The 18,366-nt window shown below is 50.5% G+C and carries 19 protein-coding genes and 1 tRNA gene; 8 read left to right on the top strand and 12 right to left on the bottom strand.

Going from position 1 to position 18,366, the window contains the following annotated elements:
• Window positions 1–13: 13 nt before the first annotated feature.
• The 3 genes from PV02_RS05345 to PV02_RS05355 form a co-directional block, all read right to left on the bottom strand.
• Window positions 14–331: a carboxymuconolactone decarboxylase family protein gene (locus PV02_RS05345; RefSeq protein WP_256623059.1), complete on the bottom strand. Its 318-nt coding sequence runs from the start codon at window positions 329–331 to the stop codon at window positions 14–16.
• Between the two features lie 127 nt (window positions 332–458).
• The gene (locus PV02_RS05350; RefSeq protein ID WP_256622353.1) at window positions 459–677 is read right to left on the bottom strand and encodes a DUF2180 family protein; all 219 of its coding nucleotides are present in this window, start codon (window positions 675–677) and stop codon (window positions 459–461) included.
• Window positions 678–685: 8 nt separating this feature from the next.
• On the bottom strand, window positions 686–925 hold the full coding sequence (locus tag PV02_RS05355) for a DUF2180 family protein (protein ID WP_256622354.1): 240 nt from the start codon (window positions 923–925) through the stop codon (window positions 686–688).
• Between the two features lie 418 nt (window positions 926–1,343).
• Between PV02_RS05355 and mer the strand changes: the two genes are divergently transcribed.
• The 3 genes from mer to PV02_RS05370 are packed head-to-tail and all read left to right on the top strand — an operon-like array spanning window position 1,344 to window position 3,915.
• Window positions 1,344–2,330: a 5,10-methylenetetrahydromethanopterin reductase gene (gene mer, locus PV02_RS05360; protein ID WP_256622355.1), complete on the top strand. Its 987-nt coding sequence runs from the start codon at window positions 1,344–1,346 to the stop codon at window positions 2,328–2,330.
• Window positions 2,331–2,357: 27 nt separating this feature from the next.
• Window positions 2,358–3,386 carry a F420H2 dehydrogenase subunit FpoF gene (fpoF, locus tag PV02_RS05365; protein WP_256622356.1) on the top strand — a complete coding sequence of 343 codons (1,029 nt, stop codon included), beginning with the start codon at window positions 2,358–2,360 and terminating at the stop codon, window positions 3,384–3,386.
• A 10-nt stretch (window positions 3,387–3,396) separates the two neighbouring features.
• Window positions 3,397–3,915, top strand: coding sequence for a nicotinamide-nucleotide adenylyltransferase (locus PV02_RS05370; RefSeq protein WP_256622357.1), 519 nt, complete (start codon window positions 3,397–3,399; stop codon window positions 3,913–3,915).
• Between the two features lie 58 nt (window positions 3,916–3,973).
• Here PV02_RS05370 and PV02_RS05375 read toward each other — a convergent pair whose 3' ends face one another.
• Window positions 3,974–4,504: a (2Fe-2S)-binding protein gene (locus tag PV02_RS05375; protein WP_256622358.1), complete on the bottom strand. Its 531-nt coding sequence runs from the start codon at window positions 4,502–4,504 to the stop codon at window positions 3,974–3,976.
• A 38-nt stretch (window positions 4,505–4,542) separates the two neighbouring features.
• Window positions 4,543–5,574, bottom strand: a complete 1,032-nt coding sequence (gene arsM, locus PV02_RS05380; RefSeq protein WP_305891139.1) for an arsenite methyltransferase — start codon at window positions 5,572–5,574, stop codon at window positions 4,543–4,545.
• 212 nt (window positions 5,575–5,786) lie between these two features.
• On the opposite strand from arsM, the gene PV02_RS05390 reads away from it, so the two are divergent.
• Window positions 5,787–6,473: a cobalamin B12-binding domain-containing protein gene (locus tag PV02_RS05390; protein ID WP_256622359.1), complete on the top strand. Its 687-nt coding sequence runs from the start codon at window positions 5,787–5,789 to the stop codon at window positions 6,471–6,473.
• Between the two features lie 47 nt (window positions 6,474–6,520).
• On the opposite strand, the gene cysS is transcribed toward PV02_RS05390, so the two are convergent.
• Both cysS and PV02_RS05400 read right to left on the bottom strand, forming a co-directional pair.
• Entirely contained in the window at window positions 6,521–7,966 is a 1,446-nt protein-coding gene (gene cysS / locus PV02_RS05395; protein ID WP_256622360.1) for a cysteine--tRNA ligase, read from the bottom strand.
• Window positions 7,967–8,019: 53 nt separating this feature from the next.
• Window positions 8,020–8,092, bottom strand: a tRNA-Cys gene (locus tag PV02_RS05400).
• Between the two features lie 134 nt (window positions 8,093–8,226).
• Here PV02_RS05400 and PV02_RS05405 point away from each other — a divergent pair.
• From PV02_RS05405 to PV02_RS05420, 4 genes are all read left to right on the top strand, one after another.
• Window positions 8,227–8,544: a hypothetical protein gene (locus tag PV02_RS05405; protein WP_256622361.1), complete on the top strand. Its 318-nt coding sequence runs from the start codon at window positions 8,227–8,229 to the stop codon at window positions 8,542–8,544.
• Between the two features lie 296 nt (window positions 8,545–8,840).
• The gene (locus PV02_RS05410) at window positions 8,841–11,459 is read left to right on the top strand and encodes a PAS domain S-box protein (RefSeq protein ID WP_256622362.1); all 2,619 of its coding nucleotides are present in this window, start codon (window positions 8,841–8,843) and stop codon (window positions 11,457–11,459) included.
• Window positions 11,446–11,895: a response regulator gene (locus tag PV02_RS05415; protein ID WP_256622363.1), complete on the top strand. Its 450-nt coding sequence runs from the start codon at window positions 11,446–11,448 to the stop codon at window positions 11,893–11,895. Before PV02_RS05410 ends, PV02_RS05415 begins: the two co-directional genes overlap by 14 nt.
• Window positions 11,896–11,906: 11 nt before the next feature.
• A complete protein-coding gene (locus PV02_RS05420) occupies window positions 11,907–13,853 on the top strand; it encodes a PAS domain-containing protein (protein WP_256622364.1) in 1,947 nt (648 codons plus the stop codon).
• Here PV02_RS05420 and PV02_RS05425 read toward each other — a convergent pair.
• From PV02_RS05425 to trpD, 5 genes are read right to left on the bottom strand one after another with little or no spacing between them, the layout of a single operon-like run.
• Window positions 13,850–14,404: an adenylate kinase family protein gene (locus PV02_RS05425; protein WP_256622365.1), complete on the bottom strand. Its 555-nt coding sequence runs from the start codon at window positions 14,402–14,404 to the stop codon at window positions 13,850–13,852. The genes PV02_RS05420 and PV02_RS05425 overlap by 4 nt on opposite strands.
• A gap of 24 nt (window positions 14,405–14,428) precedes the next feature.
• Window positions 14,429–15,016: an anthranilate synthase component II gene (locus tag PV02_RS05430; protein ID WP_256622366.1), complete on the bottom strand. Its 588-nt coding sequence runs from the start codon at window positions 15,014–15,016 to the stop codon at window positions 14,429–14,431.
• A complete protein-coding gene (gene trpE, locus PV02_RS05435) occupies window positions 15,013–16,587 on the bottom strand; it encodes an anthranilate synthase component I (protein ID WP_256622367.1) in 1,575 nt (524 codons plus the stop codon). The genes PV02_RS05430 and trpE overlap by 4 nt, the downstream gene beginning before the upstream one ends.
• Window positions 16,580–17,257: a phosphoribosylanthranilate isomerase gene (locus PV02_RS05440; RefSeq protein ID WP_342765629.1), complete on the bottom strand. Its 678-nt coding sequence runs from the start codon at window positions 17,255–17,257 to the stop codon at window positions 16,580–16,582. Before PV02_RS05440 ends, trpE begins: the two co-directional genes overlap by 8 nt.
• Window positions 17,220–18,278, bottom strand: coding sequence for an anthranilate phosphoribosyltransferase (gene trpD, locus PV02_RS05445; RefSeq protein ID WP_256622369.1), 1,059 nt, complete (start codon window positions 18,276–18,278; stop codon window positions 17,220–17,222). Before trpD ends, PV02_RS05440 begins: the two co-directional genes overlap by 38 nt.
• Window positions 18,279–18,366 lie beyond the last annotated feature (88 nt).

The following is an 18,366-nucleotide window of genomic DNA, read 5'->3' on the forward strand; positions in this document are numbered from 1 at the left end:
GTCCTCCTGATCCTTATTTAAGCATTCTCAGTGCATGCCTGCAGGCTGCAACAGCAGGTGCTCCGGAGGTGATGAAGATCACATCCATCACTTCCATGATCTCCTCTTTTGTCGCTCCGTGATTGAGGGCGCTCTTCATCTGAGCAACAACGCAGGTCTCACATTGCTTTGAGGCTACTACGGCCAGTGCCATCAGGATCTTTGTCTTTGCAGGAAGCACACCGTCCTTGAGAAGCTTGCTGTTGCACATATTGTACTTGTGGAGGAACTCCGGTTCCAGCTCGTCAAGGGTCTCCAGTATATATGGTGTGAACCCAAGTTTCTCGGACATGTCTCCGAGCAGTCCTTCGTGCCTTGTTTTCTCCCCGTTTATTATTCTGTCCTTATTCCCTTTCTCATCTTCGTATCTCTTTGCGTTTCCACACATATCTTCCAACTCCTTGTTTGAGAATGAACGTTCAGTCGAATCCGTCCTCGATGGTATGATCCAGGCAGTAGCTGCACATTAACCGGGGCAGTCCCTTTGGAAGCCTTTCCACATGAGGCGGCTTTCCCACTGACACCGGCAGCTCAAATTCCCTGGCATGGTCCATACATAGTCCTTTGCCGCATACGATACACACACATGCAGATTCAGTGTCCTTTCCTGTTTCCATGCAATCATAGCATTTCATCATGATATCACCTAGTAGTTTTCCTTCAGGGCCTCATGGCAGGGTATGCACAGTATTTTCTTTATATGCTGCACATCCTCGTATTTGCATTCGACTCCCATGCCGCATTTTAACCTGATGCTGTATTCCCCTTCCCATACGGGAGTGTCTTCCCTTACCAGGTGTTGTTTACATACTCCTCTTCCGCAGACTATACAGATAGCTACAGTATCAGTGTTTTTGTCATTTTTTGAGCATTCATAACATTTCATGCTGATCACTTCTTTTTGATATATCTGTTAATACCAGAGATTTACATTTTCAAGAACAGGTCCGTTAGTGAGGCCTGAATGCCACTATGTGTCCGTGATGCTACCAAGTACTGAACTTCCACCTCCCCATAGATGTTAGTTATTGTTTTGTCAAGGAATCATCTGAAACTTCTGTAATATATCTGTATCGGTGACCGCGTCTTTCACTGCTGTATCCATAGTGGAGTGCGGGTTTTTATATATGTTAGTGGATAATTCCATCAGGACCTGATACAAGGACTTACAGAAAATCAATGTGCTGTTGCCCTACAATTGTTCCCTGTTCTATGTAACTCCCTTTTCTGATGGCGAACCTAACCAACAAAGTTTTAAATATGTATAGCCACCTGAATAACAACACTTTTACAGGAGGATTCAAATGACATTTGGAATAGAGTTTGTACCAAGCGACCCGGTTCTCAAGATCGCTCACTATGCAAAGCTTGCTGAAACACAGGGATTCGATAACGTATGGATCACTGACCACTACAACAACCGTGATGTGTACTCCACCTTAGCTGTTCTTGCCATGAACACCAACAGCATCAAGCTGGGTACCGGTGTGACAAATCCGTACACCAGGAACATCGCTGTGACAGCTTCAAGCATTGCTTCCATCAACGAGATCTCCGGAGGTCGTGCGATCCTGGGCCTTGGTCCGGGAGACAAGGCAACTTTTGATGCAATGGGTATCTCATGGGACAAGCCACTGACCATGACAAAGGAGAGCATTGAGGCACTCCGTGCATTCTTCACCGGCAAAAAGGTCAACCTGGCCGGCGAAATGGTCAAGATCAGCGGTGCAAAGATGGCATTCAAGGCAGGCAACGTACCTATCTATATGGGTGCACAGGGCCCGAAGATGCTCGAGCTTGCCGGAGAGGTTGCTGACGGTGTACTGATCAACGCATCCCACCCCAAGGACTTCGAGGTTGCTGTTCAGCAGATCGCTGCAGGCGCAAAGAAGGCAGGACGCGACCCCAAGGCGGTTGACGTTGCAGCATACGCATGCTTCTCCATCGATGAGAAACCTGAGAAGGCAGTCAACGCTGCAAAGGTCGTTGTGGCATTCATTGTTGCAGGCTCACCTGACATGGTCCTTGAGCGCCATGGCATCGATGTCGCAGCAAAGGCTGACATCGGCGGCGCAATCGCAAAGGGTGACTTCGGTGCACTCATGGGCGGCATGGTAACTAATGAGATGATCGACGCATTCTCCATCTGCGGAACCCCGGCAGACTGCAAGGCAAGGATCAATGACCTGCTTGACATCGGTGTGACCCAGATCGTTGCAGGATCCCCGATCGGACCTGACAAGGAGAAGGCCATCAAGCTCATCGGTAAAGAAATAATCGGACAAAAGTAAACAAATAAAACACGTCGGAGGCAATTAATGGCCCATCCCAAGATATTAGAGGTCATTGAACACGACGTCTGCACAGCTTGCGGGGCATGTGTTTCAACATGCCCTGCCGGCGCTATTGTCATGAACAAGCGTGCAGAGATCCGTGACCCTGATAATTTAGAGTTGTACGTCAAAGGAGCAGCACCCAATGTATGTGAGGGATGTCTTACATGCGCAAGGCTCTGCCCTGTAATTGACGGATATGTGGAAGACGAATTTGCAAATGTGAAAGAGTTCTTTGCAGCAAAGAGTGCTATCAAAGGCCAGGACGGTGGTGTCACTTCAATACTGGCAAAGACTTTGCTCGAGACCGGCACTGTGGATTGTATTGTAGGTATCGCCAGGGATGATCAATGGGGTACTGAACTTATACTTATGACCAAGCCTGAGGATGTTGACCAGACCACAGGTACCAAGTATACTTATGATTCAGTTCTTTCAGCTCTCAGGGAGCCCTTTGAGAAGTATGACAAGATCGGTGTGATCGGCGTCCCCTGCCAGGCACATGGAGCGCGTCTTATCTTTGAGAACGCAAGCGACAAGATCGTTGTTATTATAGGCCTGCTGTGCATGGAAAGCTTCCACCATGATGTGATGACCGAGAAGATAATCCCTGAAGTAATGGGGCTTAAGCTCGAAGATGTGGTCAAGATGAACTTCAATAAGGGGAAGTTCTGGAACTACACGAAGGACGGTCAGGAGCACAGTGTGAAGATCGCGGATGTTGCCCATTATGCAAGGAACCCCTGTCACCACTGCTGTGACTATACCTCAGTGTTTGCCGATATCTCGCTGGGTTCTGTTGGAGCTCCTGAAGGATGGAACAGTGTGTTCATACGCACGGAGGAAGGAAGGAAGATCTTCGACCTCGTGAAGGATAAAGTTGAGATCATGGAAGACCCGAAGCCGGGACTGGACATGGTCAAGAAACTTGCCCAGATGAAGCACGACAACAACAAGAAACACTACCTTGAAGTATGTGAAGAGTTCACATTCGATGAGTGTGGCTTTCACTGATGGTTGTTAAATGCAGATGAGAAGAGCGTTCTATATAGGACGCTTTCAACCATTTCATCTCGGGCATTATTCCGTCATTACCAGCATAGCCCGGGATGTGGATGAGCTGGTCATAGGGATAGGTAGTGCACAGAAGAGCCATGAGGCAACGAACCCTTTTACTGCCGGTGAGCGAGTGATGATGATCCGGCATGCTCTCAGGGACACCGATATCACCCATTATGCAATTCCGATAGAGGATCTCCAGAGGAACGCTGTATGGGTGTCGCATATCGTTTCCATGACCCCTCCTTTTGACATGGTATATTCCAACAATCCCCTGGTCATCAGGCTGTTCGAGGAGGCCGGGATAGAAGTGCACCAGCCGCCAATGTACCACAGGGACGGCTATTCCGGAAGGGAGATCCGCAGAAGGATTATTGCCGGTGAGGACTGGAAGCATCTGGTACCTCCTGCCGTGATTGATATCATCGAGGACATCGATGGCGTTGAGAGGCTCAGGCAGGTCTCCAGGACCGATATCGATTGAGTTTCATCCGGGAAGCCCATTGACACCCATGACGGGTCCAACGGGATAAGGCAAGTGGTCAGTGTTCCTTAAAGCCCTTTGCTTTCTTAATTGTCTCACCGAAGACAGGGCTACAGCACCTACCAGCAGGGTTCTTTATTTTACACTGGCTGGCAGCCTCCGGATCATAATATTTCCTGATGGCATTCATATCCGTAATCTTCTGCTCCCTCACAGCACGTATGACCTCTTCCTGCGTTATCCTGCTGCAGTAACAAGCATACCTGGGGTCGGCATCCTCCTTGAACCACAAAGGTACAATAATATCCTTTTTCCTAAAGGTAGTGCCCGTCCTGTCATTATAGTAGGCTATGTCGCACTTTTCATCCATGCACAAATAATAATCTTCCTGGCCTGCCTTCTCTTCCATTTCCTTTCTGAGCAGGTGTCTCACTGTGGTATTCTCAACATGCCTTCCTTTTTTCCTGCAGAGGGGACACGGGGCACTCTCCCTCGAAGTATCCTGTCCTACCCCGCCGCAACAGTCTGGTGTTAGCGGGATATGTTTAAGCGGTATTCCCTTCCCGGGGCTGCAACAATCGTTTGTCATGAATGCCTCTACTTGATACGGTTTTGGTGCGTGGCTGCTTATTTCTTTCGCAGCTCCAGCTTCAGGCTCTCAAGCGCATATCCAGAGTACTGCCTTTTACTTATGTCCTTATCCTCATCGATTATCCTGATAGTGAAGCCTGCTTCCCGTATGATCCTGAGATACTCGTCTTTCAGCAGGGCTCCGCCCACGCAGGCACATATGAGCTTCTCGTCAATCTTCTCTTCGGGTGTCAGATCCTTCAGGAGAACGATATCCGACAGGTACATCCTTCCGTTGTCTTTCAGCACCCGGTATGCTTCCCTGAAGACCCTTGACTTATCGGGAGCAAGGTTAATGACACAATTGCTCATGACCACGTCCACCGAGCCGGTTTCAACCGGCAGCTTCTCTATGTCCCCCTGCCTGAACTCCACATTCCCGAACCCGTATCTCTCAGCGTTCTCCCTGGCTTTTGCAAGCATCTCTGCTGTCATATCCACGCCGATGACCTTTCCGGTCTTTCCGACTTTCCTTGCAGCCAGGAAGCTGTCAAAACCGGCGCCTGAGCCCAGGTCGAGTACAAGCTCGCCCTCATGTATCTGCCCGAGCGCAGTGGGATTGCCGCACCCGAGGCCGAGGTTTGCATCCGGGAACGAACTGATGTCATCGCTTGAATATCCGATGGAACCTGCTATCTCCTCCCCGCTGAGATCGCCGCAACAGCCGCATCCCTGAACCATGCCCAGGGCGATCTGGCCATAGTTCTTCCTGACAGCACCCTTCCTGGTGTCTGCATCCATCACGCTGCCAGGGCAGCATGAGTCCACCTTCTCCACTCCGCATTTCTCCAGTATTTCCTTCATCATATCATCCTTTATGCTGTAGATCACATATCTGCCATCCTTCTCATATCGCAGGATGCCTGCCTCCGTAAGTATCCTCAGGTGACGCGATATCGTGGTCTGGTCCTTTCCTGCGATAGCAGAGAAATCACAGGCACAGTGGTCCTGCTTCAGTAAGCATCCCACGATAGTCAGTCTTGTCCTGTCGCCCAGAGCCTTAAAGAAGCTGGCTTTATCTTCGATCATTATCTATGTATATTTGTACATATGTACATATAACTAACGATAAGGCCATGATCCTGCTGCAATAACTGCATTATATTATTATAAGCATAGATGCATATTGTCTTATCTTTTGTATATTCGCACGCAATAGCCATATTGCACTCCGTTTATGATATATAGCCCATCTTAGTGATAATCTATTCATTGTTTTATGTCCCACTTTTACCGGGGGGTTGCGGATCCAGGAAAAAAAGCAAGAGATCCTTGAGAGAGCAAAAAAAGCGATCATGGAGTTTGATGACAGGGCGGCAACAGAAGTCGCTGAGGAAGCCCTGGATGCCGGGATCAGTCCTGCCGAGCTCATAGAGGACGGCTACACTGCGGCAATGAATGAGATCGGTGAACTGTTTGCAAAGGGTAAGATATTCCTGCCCCATGTTATCGCAGCATCCGAAGCGATGCAGAGCGCTATTAAGACACTTACGCCTGAACTTGAGAAGACCAGTGCCCGGACCAGCTCCAAAGGCACCATCGTTATCGGTACCATTGAAGGCGATATCCACTCCATCGGAAAGGATATTGTGGCAACCATGCTCAGGATCTCAGGTTACCAGGTATTCGATCTTGGCAGGGATGTCCCTATAATATCCTATGTAGAGAAAGCGAGGGAGGTTAAGGCGGATATAGTAGCTTCCTCGGCACTGATGAGCATCACGATGATCAATCAGATACAGGTAGAAGAACAGCTCAAAGAGGCAGGCCTGCGTGCAAGCCTTAAGACCATGGTAGGCGGTGCACCTGTGACCCTGGAATGGGCAAGAAGGATCGGGGCCGATATCTATGCCGAGAATGCGGGAGATGCTGTGAACAAGATCAACGCATTGTTCCGGGATAAGAACCTAGCGGATCCAGGCAAGTGAATACAGCCGGTTTTTCAGGGCCGGACCGGAAACTGCGGATTCTCTTTTCAGGCTGGTGTCCGCCTCCACCTAACGCCTTCCTTCCCGTCCTCGATTACGATGCCCTTATCCTTTAGCTCGTCCCTGATGGCATCGGCCATTTTCCAGTCCCTGGATCTCCGGGCCTCCTCACGCTGCTGTATCAGGGAATCTATCTGCCCATCGGAAAGTCCTTCGGCTGCTCTCTCCTGCGTGCCACTGATATCTTTCCCGAAAACACCCAGCACATCGTCCATCTCTGAGAAGAGATCAAGGACAGCTTGCAGGGATGCTTTGTCAGGACTGTTACCGGACATGCTGGCATTGACCTTGCGGGAGAAGACAAAGAGATTTGCCAGCGCTTCCCTCGTATTGAAGTCCTCGTCCATTGATCGAATGAAGGCTTCCCTGGCTTCATGGATCTCGCCGTACAGACCAGGGTCCACCCCTCCCTGCTCAGGCGCGCTGTCCATGGCATATCTCACATTGATTATTGTGTTGGCTATCCTTTCATAGGCCCTTCCTGCCTCTTCAAGGTGCAACCTGCTGTAATCGATAGTATTGCGGTAATGGGTATTGAGTATAAAGAACCTGATGACTTCCGGTGGAAACTCCTCAAGTACCTGCTTTATTGTGAAAAAATTACCAAGCGACTTGGACATCTTCTCCTTGTCGATGGTCAGGAAGCCATTATGCAGCCAGTACTTACTGAATGGCTGTTTGCCCGTGCAGCCTTCTGACTGGTGTATCTCGGCCTCGTGGTGCGGGAATATAAGGTCCGCCCCGCCTCCATGGATATCAAGCTGCTGCGAGCCGTACTTCATGGACATGGCAGTGCATTCAATGTGCCATCCCGGCCTTCCCCTCCCCCAGGGGCTGTCCCATCCCGGCTCGTTTGCGGAGGATGACTTCCAGAGCACGAAATCAAGGAGGTATTTCTTGTCCTCTTCCACATCGATGCGGGCACCCGAGCCCTCCATCAGGCCTTCCACTGTCTGGTGGCTCAGTATACCTATCTTGTCCATGGAGCTTGTGAGGTCGTAATAGACATTACCTTCTGGTGTCGCATAGGCAAAACCCTTGAGTAGCAGTAACTTGATGGCATCTATGATCTCGGTTATATGGCCGGTAACCGTAGGTTGCCTGTCAGGCGCTTTTACATTGAGGCTTCCCATATCCTCGATAAAGGACCTGGTGAACCTGGCGGACAGTTCGAAGGGATCCTGTCCCGTTTCCCGTGCCCTGTCCAGTATCTTGTCATCGACATCCGTCACATTGGATATGTAGTTCACATCGTAGCCACGATAGCAAAGGTATCGCCTGATCACATCAAAGGATATGTAACTCCTGGCATGACCCAGGTGGCAGTGGTCGTACACGGTAGGGCCGCATACATACATATTCACTTTCTTTCCGTGGATGGGGATAAACTCTTCCATCTCCCTGGTCAGTGTGTTATAGACTCTCAATGCCATCAGTAAAGCCTCATTGGTATCAAAAGACCCTGCAAAACGTGAAGTGTGGTACATGCCGAGGGGAAGATTCGAACTCCCGGAAAACCGCTCTGCAGGCGGTCACATTGGCCACTCTGTCACCTCGGCGCTCCCATGATGTGACTCATGCTGTAATCTAATGTCTGCGGGTTGCTTTATTTAGTTTTTGCTTGCGGCAATATGGCTGCTGCGTGATTGGGGCTCCTCACCAAAAAATATATCCGATATCATTTCAATGCATTTTGAAATATCTGGTGCCGATCATGCATGTCGTATCCATCGAACAGGTGCTGCCATGTATAGCAGACCCATGGAAGCTCAGGATAATAGCTCAGCTGGACCAGCGTCCGGATCTTCCCCTGCTGGCTAAATACCTCCCCGGGCGCTACAGCGAAGGGCTCGGCGTCGTCATGGCAAAGAGCGGGTACAGGGAGATCACATTCTACAGCGATGGCAAGGTGGCTGTGCGCATGGTGGATACCAGGGAAGAGGCCGAGAAGTTCATTAACAGCATGCTGTCCATGGCTTTGACCAAAGCCCTGCTTCAGGAAGAGATGTAGTTCTCCTGCGGCTGTGTACTGATTGTTGAACAGCACTCCTCCTGTCAGCATAAGAAACAGTCCGGATCGTATGGTGTCAAATTTTATATGCATTGACACATATTATCTATAAAGCCTATATTAATTTATTATGTCTGATGCCGTACTATTGCATTATTCCTGACTGACGCCTGATGCCGGGAGGGAGCAGGTACAGTCAGCTCTTGCACGATTCCTGCAGGATAAGGCCGGAAAAAGGAGTAAATGAAAAATGTACGCATTCCCCGTGGATCATCAGGATGCAAAGGGTGGTTCCTGTGAACTATGAACCGTTAGCCGGCATAATCAGTAATGCAGCATTGCTTCTTGCTCTCTGGGTAGTGTATGAAGCGACCTTTTTAAGCGTGAATGTCAGCACGGGCCTGAAAAAGGTCCTAGCGGGAATCGTCATCAGCCTTATATGTATTGCACTCATGCTGAATCCCTGGGAATTGTCCCCGGGTATATTCTTTGACACACGTTCGATCCTGCTGGGCATCACGGGGCTGTTCTTTGGTCTTGCCCCGACGCTCATAGCCATGTCAGTTGCAGCTATCTTCCGGCTATATCAGGGAGGGGCTGGCGTCTGGATGGGCGTTTCCGTCATAACCACGTCTTCTCTGCTGGGATTGTTCTGGAACAGCCGCCGTGAGAAGCTGAAAAGGGCATTCGGAAAACTTGATCTTTACATTTTTGGGTTCACTGTCCATGCCATAATGCTCCTGTGCACTTTCCTGTTGCCTCCTGAGCTTGTAATGAACACCCTCGGTAAGATCTTCCTTCCTGTTTTGCTTATCTATCCCCTGGTAACTGTCCTTCTGGGAAACATGCTGAACTATCAGATAGACAGGAAAAAGTCCCAGGAGTCACTTGTTGAAAGCGAGGAACTTTTCAAGACGGTTTTTGAACAATCGGCGGTAGGAATGGCCCAGGTTGGCCCAGACTTCATTATCCGTAAAGTGAATGCCTGCTTTTGCAGGATAGTTGGTTCCTCAGCGGAAGAACTGGCAGGAAAGGATATGCGGAAAATGTTCCTGACAGCAGGACCTGATGCTGGGAATGAGGGTATGGGCCAGCTGCTTGAAGGAAATCCCGGATCGTACGATATTGAAAAACAGTACGTGCGTAAAGACGGGCAGCAGGTATGGATACATCTTTACATGAGTGTTGTCAGAAAAGAAGATGGCTCCCTGAAGTACGCCATTGCGGTCATTACTGACATAACCGAGCGGAGGGCTGCCAAGGAATCGCTTGAGGAGAGTGAGGAGCGATTTAAACTTTTCATGGATAACTTCCCTGGATATGCATATATAAAAGACGAAACCGGAAGGCACTTGTTCTGTAACAGGAAGCTGGAGGAAAGGCTTGGGTCGAGGTGTGAGGACCTTGTGGATAAATCCAATGAAGGTGTATTCCCTGCAGATACGGCAAGGCATTTTTCCCTGAATGACCGGTTGGTATTACAAAACAGGGATACTCTTGTTACTGAGGAACAACTGCAGGGAGATGACGGTACTGAGACATTCCTTACCTATAAGTTCGCCATCAACAGGAAGCAAAGATTGCCATATCTGGGTGGTATCTCTCTTGATATCACTGACAGAAAGCAGGCAGCTGAGACTTTAAAGACCTACAACCAGCGCCTGAGCATCCTGCACCGGATAGATACTGGGATAATCAGTGCTCATTCCCCGGAAGAGATCGCAAGTACCGTACTGCAATGTCTGCGCCATATGATCGGTTGTTCCAATGTACACTTAATGCTGTTCGAAAAGGATGTTTCAGAAGCCTATGTATTTGCAAGCAACGGTGATGCGGGCACTACCTTCTCTGAAGAAGCCCGATTTATCGTCCAGGCACACAGGCAATTGAGCGAGCTGCATTCGGGGTATGTACTGTCCTTTCATGAGATCTCGGAGTTTGAAAGCTTGTTCTCTCCCGCCTCGGGTAGCATCTCCCCGGGAACCTTCCTTATGGCTATCAGTGCCCCGCTTTTGCTTGAGGGGGAACTCATCGGCGCCCTTGGTCTTTTGTCTTCCGAGTCTGGTTTTTTCAAGGATGAGCACCTGGAGATAGTCCAGGAGGTCGCTAATCAGCTTGTGATTGCCATTCAGCAGGCCCGCCTCAATGAACAGATAAGACGCCATAGCTGTGACCTGGAGGAGAGAGTAAAACAACGGACAGCACAGCTCGAGGCAGCTAACAAGGAGCTTGAAGCCTTTGCATATTCCGTATCCCACGACCTGCGGTCACCTCTCCGTGCCATCGACGGCTTTTCAAGGATAATAGTGGAAGACTACGCTGACCGCCTGGATGAAGAAGGTAACAGACTGCTCAATGTTGTGAGGGATAACGCGCAAAAAATGGATAAACTTATCACTGACCTGCTCTCTCTTTCACGTGTCAGCAGGAATGAGATGAACCTGACAAACATAGATATGTCCGGCATGGCGGGGTCCGTCTACAGAGAGCTGGCATCGCCTGAGGTAAAAGACAGATTCAATATAGACATAGGTCCGATGCCTGAGGGTTACGCAGATCCTGTCCTGATGAAGCAGGTATGGAGCAATCTGATATCCAATGCCATGAAATACACCCTTCCCCGGGATGAGCCTTTCATATCTATGGGAGGTTACAGGGAGGACGGAAAGAACGTTTACTACGTAAAAGATACGGGAGTCGGATTCGACCCTAAGTATGAGCATAAGCTTTTTGGTCTTTTCCAGCGTCTGCACACAGAGAAAGAGTTCGAAGGGACAGGCGTGGGACTTGCCATTTTACAGCGCATAGTACACCGCCACGGTGGAAGCGTCTGGGCGAAGGGTGCAGTAAACGAGGGTGCCACATTCTATTTCTCATTACCTGTCAGGGAGGTATCAGACAATGATGGAAAGTGAAGTGGAGATATTACTGGTGGAGGACAATCCCAATGATTCGGAGCTTGCTCTGAGGGCACTGAAGAAGAACAAGATAGCAAACAATGTCGTGGTTGTATCTGATGGCGAAGAGGCTCTTGACTTTTTCTTTGCAAGAGGCAAGTTTTCCGGGAGGGATGCGGAGAAGGTTCCAAAAATGGTTCTCCTGGACCTGAAGTTGCCTAAAATGGACGGACTGGAGGTTTTGAAAGTGCTTAAAGACCATCCTTCCACAAGGACCATTCCCATAATCATGCTTACGTCCTCCAAGGAAGAGAATGATATTGTGGAGAGCTATCGCCTGGGTGTTAACAGTTATATCGTCAAGCCGGTGGATTTTGACAAGTTCGTCGAGGCTGTCCGGGATATAGGCCTGTACTGGCTTCTTCTGAACCAGTTGCCCCCAGGTAAAAGGTGAGAGTACGGATCATGGAAGAAAAAGACCAGCTGCGCATACTGTTCGTTGAGGACATGCTCTCTGATATGGAGCTTGCGGAGAGGGAACTGGCCAAAAACGGGCTTATCTTTGTCTCGGCAAGGGTGGAAACGAAAGAGCAATTCCTGAAGAGCCTGGATGACTTCAGGCCCGGCATTATCATCTCGGATTACTCACTTCCCTCCTTTGACGGCATGCAGGCGCTCAGGCTGTCCCTGGACCACGATGATACGATACCCTTTATCGTTTTTACAGGCTCCATGAACGAGGAGACAGCTGTGGCCTGCATGAAAGCCGGGGCTACAGACTACATTATCAAGGAGCATACAAAACGGCTCCCTTACGCTGTACGCGAGGCGCTTGAAAAGAAGAAGATGCGCCTGTCAAGAGACCAGGCTGAGAAGGAACTTGCCCAGAAGAAGGAAGAGCTGAACAACTATTTCGATAACGCTCTTGACATGTTCTCTATAGTGAGCACAGACGGTTTCTTTATACGCCTTAACAAGGCATGGGAAAGGGTGCTCGGTTTCAGTATCGAGGAACTGGAGGGGAGGTTATTTCTGGATTTTGTCCACGAGGAAGACACCGATGCGGCAACAGATGTATACTCCGCCCTGAAAGCGGGTCAGGAAATATCAGGCTTTGCCAGTCGTTTGAGATGTATTGATGGCTCTTATAGGTGGATAGAATGGAAATCCTCGCTAAAGGACGGCCTTATCTATGCAGCTGCCCGGGATATCACGGATCGTAAGCGGGCAGAGGATGCTCTCAGGGAGAGCGAGGAACAGCTGCAGTTAGCGATGGAGGTCTCAGAGCATGGTTTCTGGGACTGGGATATGGACAGCAATAAGGCCTATTTCAGTCCTAAATGGTACAGCATCCTTGGTTACGAACCCGGCGAACTCCCCATGACCTTCGATACGTGGTCGGACCTCCTTCACCCCGATGAACGGGATATGGTGCTCGAGTCCCTGCTGGCCCACCTCAAAGCCCTGCAGTATTTCAAAATGGATTATCGTATGAGGTCAAAGTCCGGTAAGTGGGTATGGGTGACCGGGCGCAGCAGGTCCTTCAGGGTGGACGGGCAGGGCGTGCCTCACAGGGCAGTGGGGACATACGTTGATATAAGCAAGCGCAAGAAGGCAGAAGAACAGATGATCATAGCAAGGATAGCTGCCGAGGATGCTAACCGCAGCAAGAGCGAGTTCCTTTCAAATATGAGCCATGAGCTCAGGACCCCTCTGAGCGGAGTGATCGGTTTTTCGGATATCCTGCTTGAGGAGCTGTCCGAGGGTTTGAACGAAACGCAAAAGAAGTACATCTCCACGATCAATCGCAGCGGCAATCAGCTACTTCATCTGATCAATAAGATACTGGATATATCCAGCATCGACTCGGGCAAGATGTGCATGAGGCCGGACCGCCTGAACCTTCGTTCTGCAGTTGAGCATACGTACACGGTTCTGAATCCCATGGCACTCAGGAAAAGGATCGAACTTAGTTCAGACATAGACAGCAGCCTTATCGAGATAACTGCCGATGTGGGGAAGTTCAAGAGCATACTGTATAATCTTGTGGAGAACTCCATCAAGTTCACGCCCGAGGGCGGGACAGTAACTATCAGTGCTGTTCCTGAGGGGGATTGCATAAGGATCTCCGTGAGTGACACCGGTATCGGTATTCCCCTGCAGGAGAGGGAGCGTATATTCGAGCCTTTTTTTCAGGTGGATGGCTCTGCATCCCGTAATTATGGAGGTACAGGCCTCGGGCTTATGCTGGTCAGGGAGTATGTGAAGATGCACGGAGGAAGAATATGGGTTGACAGTGAGCCCGGTAACGGCAGCACTTTCACATTCATCATTCCTGCAAGGCCACAGTCTGCCGGGAGCCTTTGGCAGGATCTCTCTCCCGGAAGTGGCCGGGCAAAAAAGTTCATCTAGGCCTGATCGAAAAAATCCTCGCTCCAGTCCACAGAACCCGGCCTGTATCTGGCAGCCAGTTTATCTTCCTGACCCGCGGCAAGCCCTTCAAGGATAGCTACAACGTCATCAAAGGTTCTCTCAAGGGATTGGGATGTGGTATCTATCTCAAAGACATTATCGCACCAGTCCACAGCCTCGCAGAGAATTATGTCCAGGGCTTCCGCTTCAAGGTTCTCCTGGACTTTTTCGGCGGAGTACTTCCTTTTCTGCAGCCTTGCCCTGAGCACGTCAGGCTTTGTTCTCAGGACTATGGCGCTGTTGGCAATATGATGAGAGAGGTGGCTGTCAAGCACAGTGATGTTATTGGGGTCCGCCATTTCCCACACACGCCTCTCAACAAGGTCCATATCGGCGACCACACAGTCCCTCTCGGTATCCACTTCCGAGTACAGTTTCTCCTCCTTGATCAGTTCATTGAGGTGAATAACGCGGTACGGAGTCCTGCTCTCAAGCAGACTGGTGACTGCTGTTTTCCCGGTGCCGGGTGTTCCCGTGATACCTATAAGCATAGTATCACATAAGCCTGCAAAGGCTTAATCCTTATCCATGCCCGCTATCCTCAGAAAGTTACCGATGATACGCATGCCGCTTTCCGTAAGGATGGACTCCGGGTGGAACTGCACTCCATAGACCGGGAACTCGCTGTGCTCCACAGCCATAATGATGCCGTCTGCAGTTATTGCAGTCACTCTCAGTCCCTTTGCCAGTTCATCTATTGCCAGGGAGTGATATCTTCCTCCCCTGAAGGTTTCCGGCAGTCCCTCAAAGAGCCTAGAGTCCTGATGCCTGATGTCGGAAGTCTTCCCATGGACAGGCCCGCCCTTTGCATGCTCTATGGTGCCCCCGAAGGCGGCATTTATGGCCTGGTGGCCGAAGCAGACCCCAAGGACCGGTATCCTGGGTCCGAACTCCCTGATGATGTCCAGGCAATTGCCGGAGTCTGCAGGCTTGTGGGGAGTGCCCGGGCCGGGAGATATGACAATGGCGTCAGGTCTCATTTCCCTTATCTCTTCAGGCGAGATCGTGTTGGGGACTACCATGGTATCCGGCTCGAAGACCGAAACGTAGTCCACAAGGTTCCAGACGAAGGAATCCCTGTTGTTCATAAACAGCACTCTCATTGTTTCCCTCCTATGGCTTTTATCATGGCGGCCATCTTTCTCTCGGTTTCCTGGAACTCGTAAGCGGGTTCTGAGTCAGCGACTATCCCCGCACCAGCCTGGACATAGGCTGTGTTCTGCTTGATCAACACCGTCCTTATGACAATGGCAAAGTCAGCATCCCCGTTCCAGGAGTAATAGCCGACCCCACCTCCATAGATGCCTCTGGCTGTCGATTCCAGCCTGTGGATGATTTCCATTGCCCGGACCTTAGGAGCCCCTGACAGTGTGCCTGCCGGGAAGATGGCCCGTGTGGCGTCGAACTGGTCGCATTCGTCCCTCATCTCCCCGCTCACAGTGCTCTCGATATGCTGCACGTGGGAGTACTTGATGACGCTCATCAGGTCATCGACATTTACAGTGCCGCCCTTTGATACCATCCTCACATCGTTGCGCCCGAGGTCCACCAGCATTATGTGTTCGGCCCGCTCCTTCCCGTCATCAAGCATCCGGGAGGCAAGCATCCTGTCCTCCTCCTCGGTGCTGCCCCTGGGACAGGTTCCGGCTATGGGGTTGGTTATCACTTTCCTGTCATAGACTGTCATCAGGGTTTCAGGGCTTGCACCCACGATGCCTATGTCCCTGAAATTGAATATATACATGTAAGGGCTTGGGTTGATATTCCTCAATCGGATGTACAGCTGCAGGGGTGTCTGGCTCATCCTGACAGTGTATCTTCGTGAGAGCACTATCTGGAATATGTCCCCGTCAACAATGTGCTCCTTTGCCCGGAGGACTGCCTTCTCGAAGGTCTCCTGGTCTGTATCGGCCACAGGTTCCTCCGCATCGACATTTCCGAGGATGCTGTCACTTATGCCAATGACTGCTGCCATGTGCAGTGATCTCTCCATCAGCCTTGCATCCGCGCAGGCGTGCTCGTAGACTGCCTCAAGATCGCTCTCCTCTGTCACGAACGGTGTAATGACTATGTAGGTTTCACCGGTCAGATGGTCGAAGACAAAGGTCTTGGTCATAATGGCAAAGTGCATATCCGGGGTGTCCGCATCAGGCTTCTTATCTATTCCCAACCAGGAACCGTAAACAAGGTCGTAGCTGTTGTATCCGATAGCCCCTCCCAGGAATGTCTGCCTGTCAAAACGCTTCCGGTTCAGCAGGACAGTATCATTGCTTGTGGGGAAGATGTCACGGAATGCATCCAGTGCGTCCCTGCCTTCCTTTATCCTTACCCTGTACCTGCCCCCGATAAGTGACTCTGCCGGTCCCATGGCCTTCACCCTCCTGTATATATATTGTGAGAGTTCGGAGCTTACCTGACATTCAATTGTCAGGAAGCTATCCTTTATGGACACCACTATCTCAGGCTCGAAGCCTGCAAAAGAGTACCTGGCATGCCTCTTCTCTTTCTCCACTGATTCCAGGAGATAGGAGTGACCCGCATTCTGCAGGGTCGCGTATAACTGGAGTGGTGTACATACACTCTCCACCTTTGCCATAAGCTGCACGATCGCGGGTTTCTGCGAACCCCTTACAAGGGATACGAACTCTTCCTTACTAAGATCAAAATCAGGCATTGGTACACCTTGCTTCTTTTATGAACCTGCATACCTTTGCAGGGTCCTTCTTTCCGTCCGTCTCAACACCGGAAGCAGTATCCACTGCAAAGGGCAGGACCTCATCAACTGCATGACGGACGTTCTCCGGCTTCAGCCCGCCGGCAAGTATTACCGGAATATCCGTATTTTCCACGATTTCCCTGCTTACCGACCAGTCATGGGTAAGCCCTGTGCCCCCGCTCATCCCGGCCCTTGCTGAGTCAAGCAGTATGGCGTCTACCGATCCGGCATCACTAAGCTCTTCAACTTGTGTCAGAAGGTTCCTGGTATCTCCGGCGGAATCTGCAGGCACCGGGAGAGTCTTGATCACTCTCTGTCTGCTGCCTTTCAGCCCGTCCCTTATGATGCCGATATCCTCCGCTCCCAGGTCGTTATGTATCTGGATAGCATCCGGGCGCACCTGCCCGATAAGCTCCAGGGCCTGTGAGGCACTGTCCGGCATTATGACAAGTACGGAGTCAACGAAAGGAGGCACACGGTCGATAAGCCGGGAGGCTGCAGCTGCGTCTATCTTCCTGGGAGTCTGTACGGGCACCTCGGTGATGAAACCCACTGCATCGGCCCCGCATCTGACAGCCATGTCGATGTCTTCAGCACACTGCATACCGCATATCTTCACTTTTGGCATGTGTCTCATTTAGTGCCTCATAGGTGCGTTTATCATCGCAGAACTCCATTAGCTTCTCAAGCGCCTTGCCGCTGTCTATAGTTTCCTCGACCAGAGGAATGGCCTCTTTTACCGAATCAGTCCGGCCTGCAAGGTAAAGTGCAGCAGCAGCATTAATTACTATGATGTCCCTCTTTGGTCCCCTCTCTCCTTTCAGCACATAGATGATGTCGAGGGCGTTCTCTTTGGGCGTGCCGCCGACAATATCTGTGGCCTTTGCCCTTTTGACGCCAAGCTCTTCCGGTGTCAGTGTATATGTTCTGATCTTGCCGTCCCGAAGTTCGGCCACGCAGGTTTCCGCAAGCGTGGATATCTCATCCATGCCGTCTCCATGGACCACCATCGCCCTCTCCACTCCCATTTTCCTCAGGACCTCAGCCAGGGTCTTGCAGAGCTTCCTGTCAAAGACCCCGACGAGCTGTACCTTCGCATTGGCGGGGTTCGTGAGCGGGCCAAGGATGTTGAACACTGTCCTGCCCAGCTCCTGCCTGATGCCTGCAACCCTTTTCATTGAAGGGTGGAAGACGGGAGCGAACATGAAGCCGATGCCTATGTCCTCTATGCTCTGTCTCACCTCTTCAGGTGCTTTGTCTACCTGTATGCCAAGTTCCCTTAGGACGTCCGCACTTCCGGAAAGTGAGGTAATTGAGCGGTTGCCGTGCTTTGCCACTGGTACTCCGGCTGCTGCTGTGATGATCGCTGAGGCTGTTGAGATGTTGATAGTGTTGTGCCTGTCAGCCCCCGTGCCGACAATATCAACAAGGGTTCCCTCTACTTCCGGATAGATGAGCTTAGCTGCTTTTTTCATACCAAGGGCAAACCCGGCAATCTCATCTGCAGTCTCTCCTTTCATTTTCAGGGCCACGAGCAGACCCGCGATCTGGGCGTCATTGGACTCTGTCAATATCTGTGTGATAGCATCCTCAGCTTCTTTTATTGTCAGGTCCTGCCCCTCACTTACTTTCTTGATATAAGCCTTCATTATCCAAACACCTTGTAATCATTAATGTATAATATTGTACATTAATGACTAAACATGGCTTTATTGTATATATACCTATAGGATGTCC

Source organism: Methanolobus chelungpuianus, assembly GCF_024500045.1.
In the GTDB taxonomy this organism is placed as follows: domain Archaea; phylum Halobacteriota; class Methanosarcinia; order Methanosarcinales; family Methanosarcinaceae; genus Methanolobus; species Methanolobus chelungpuianus.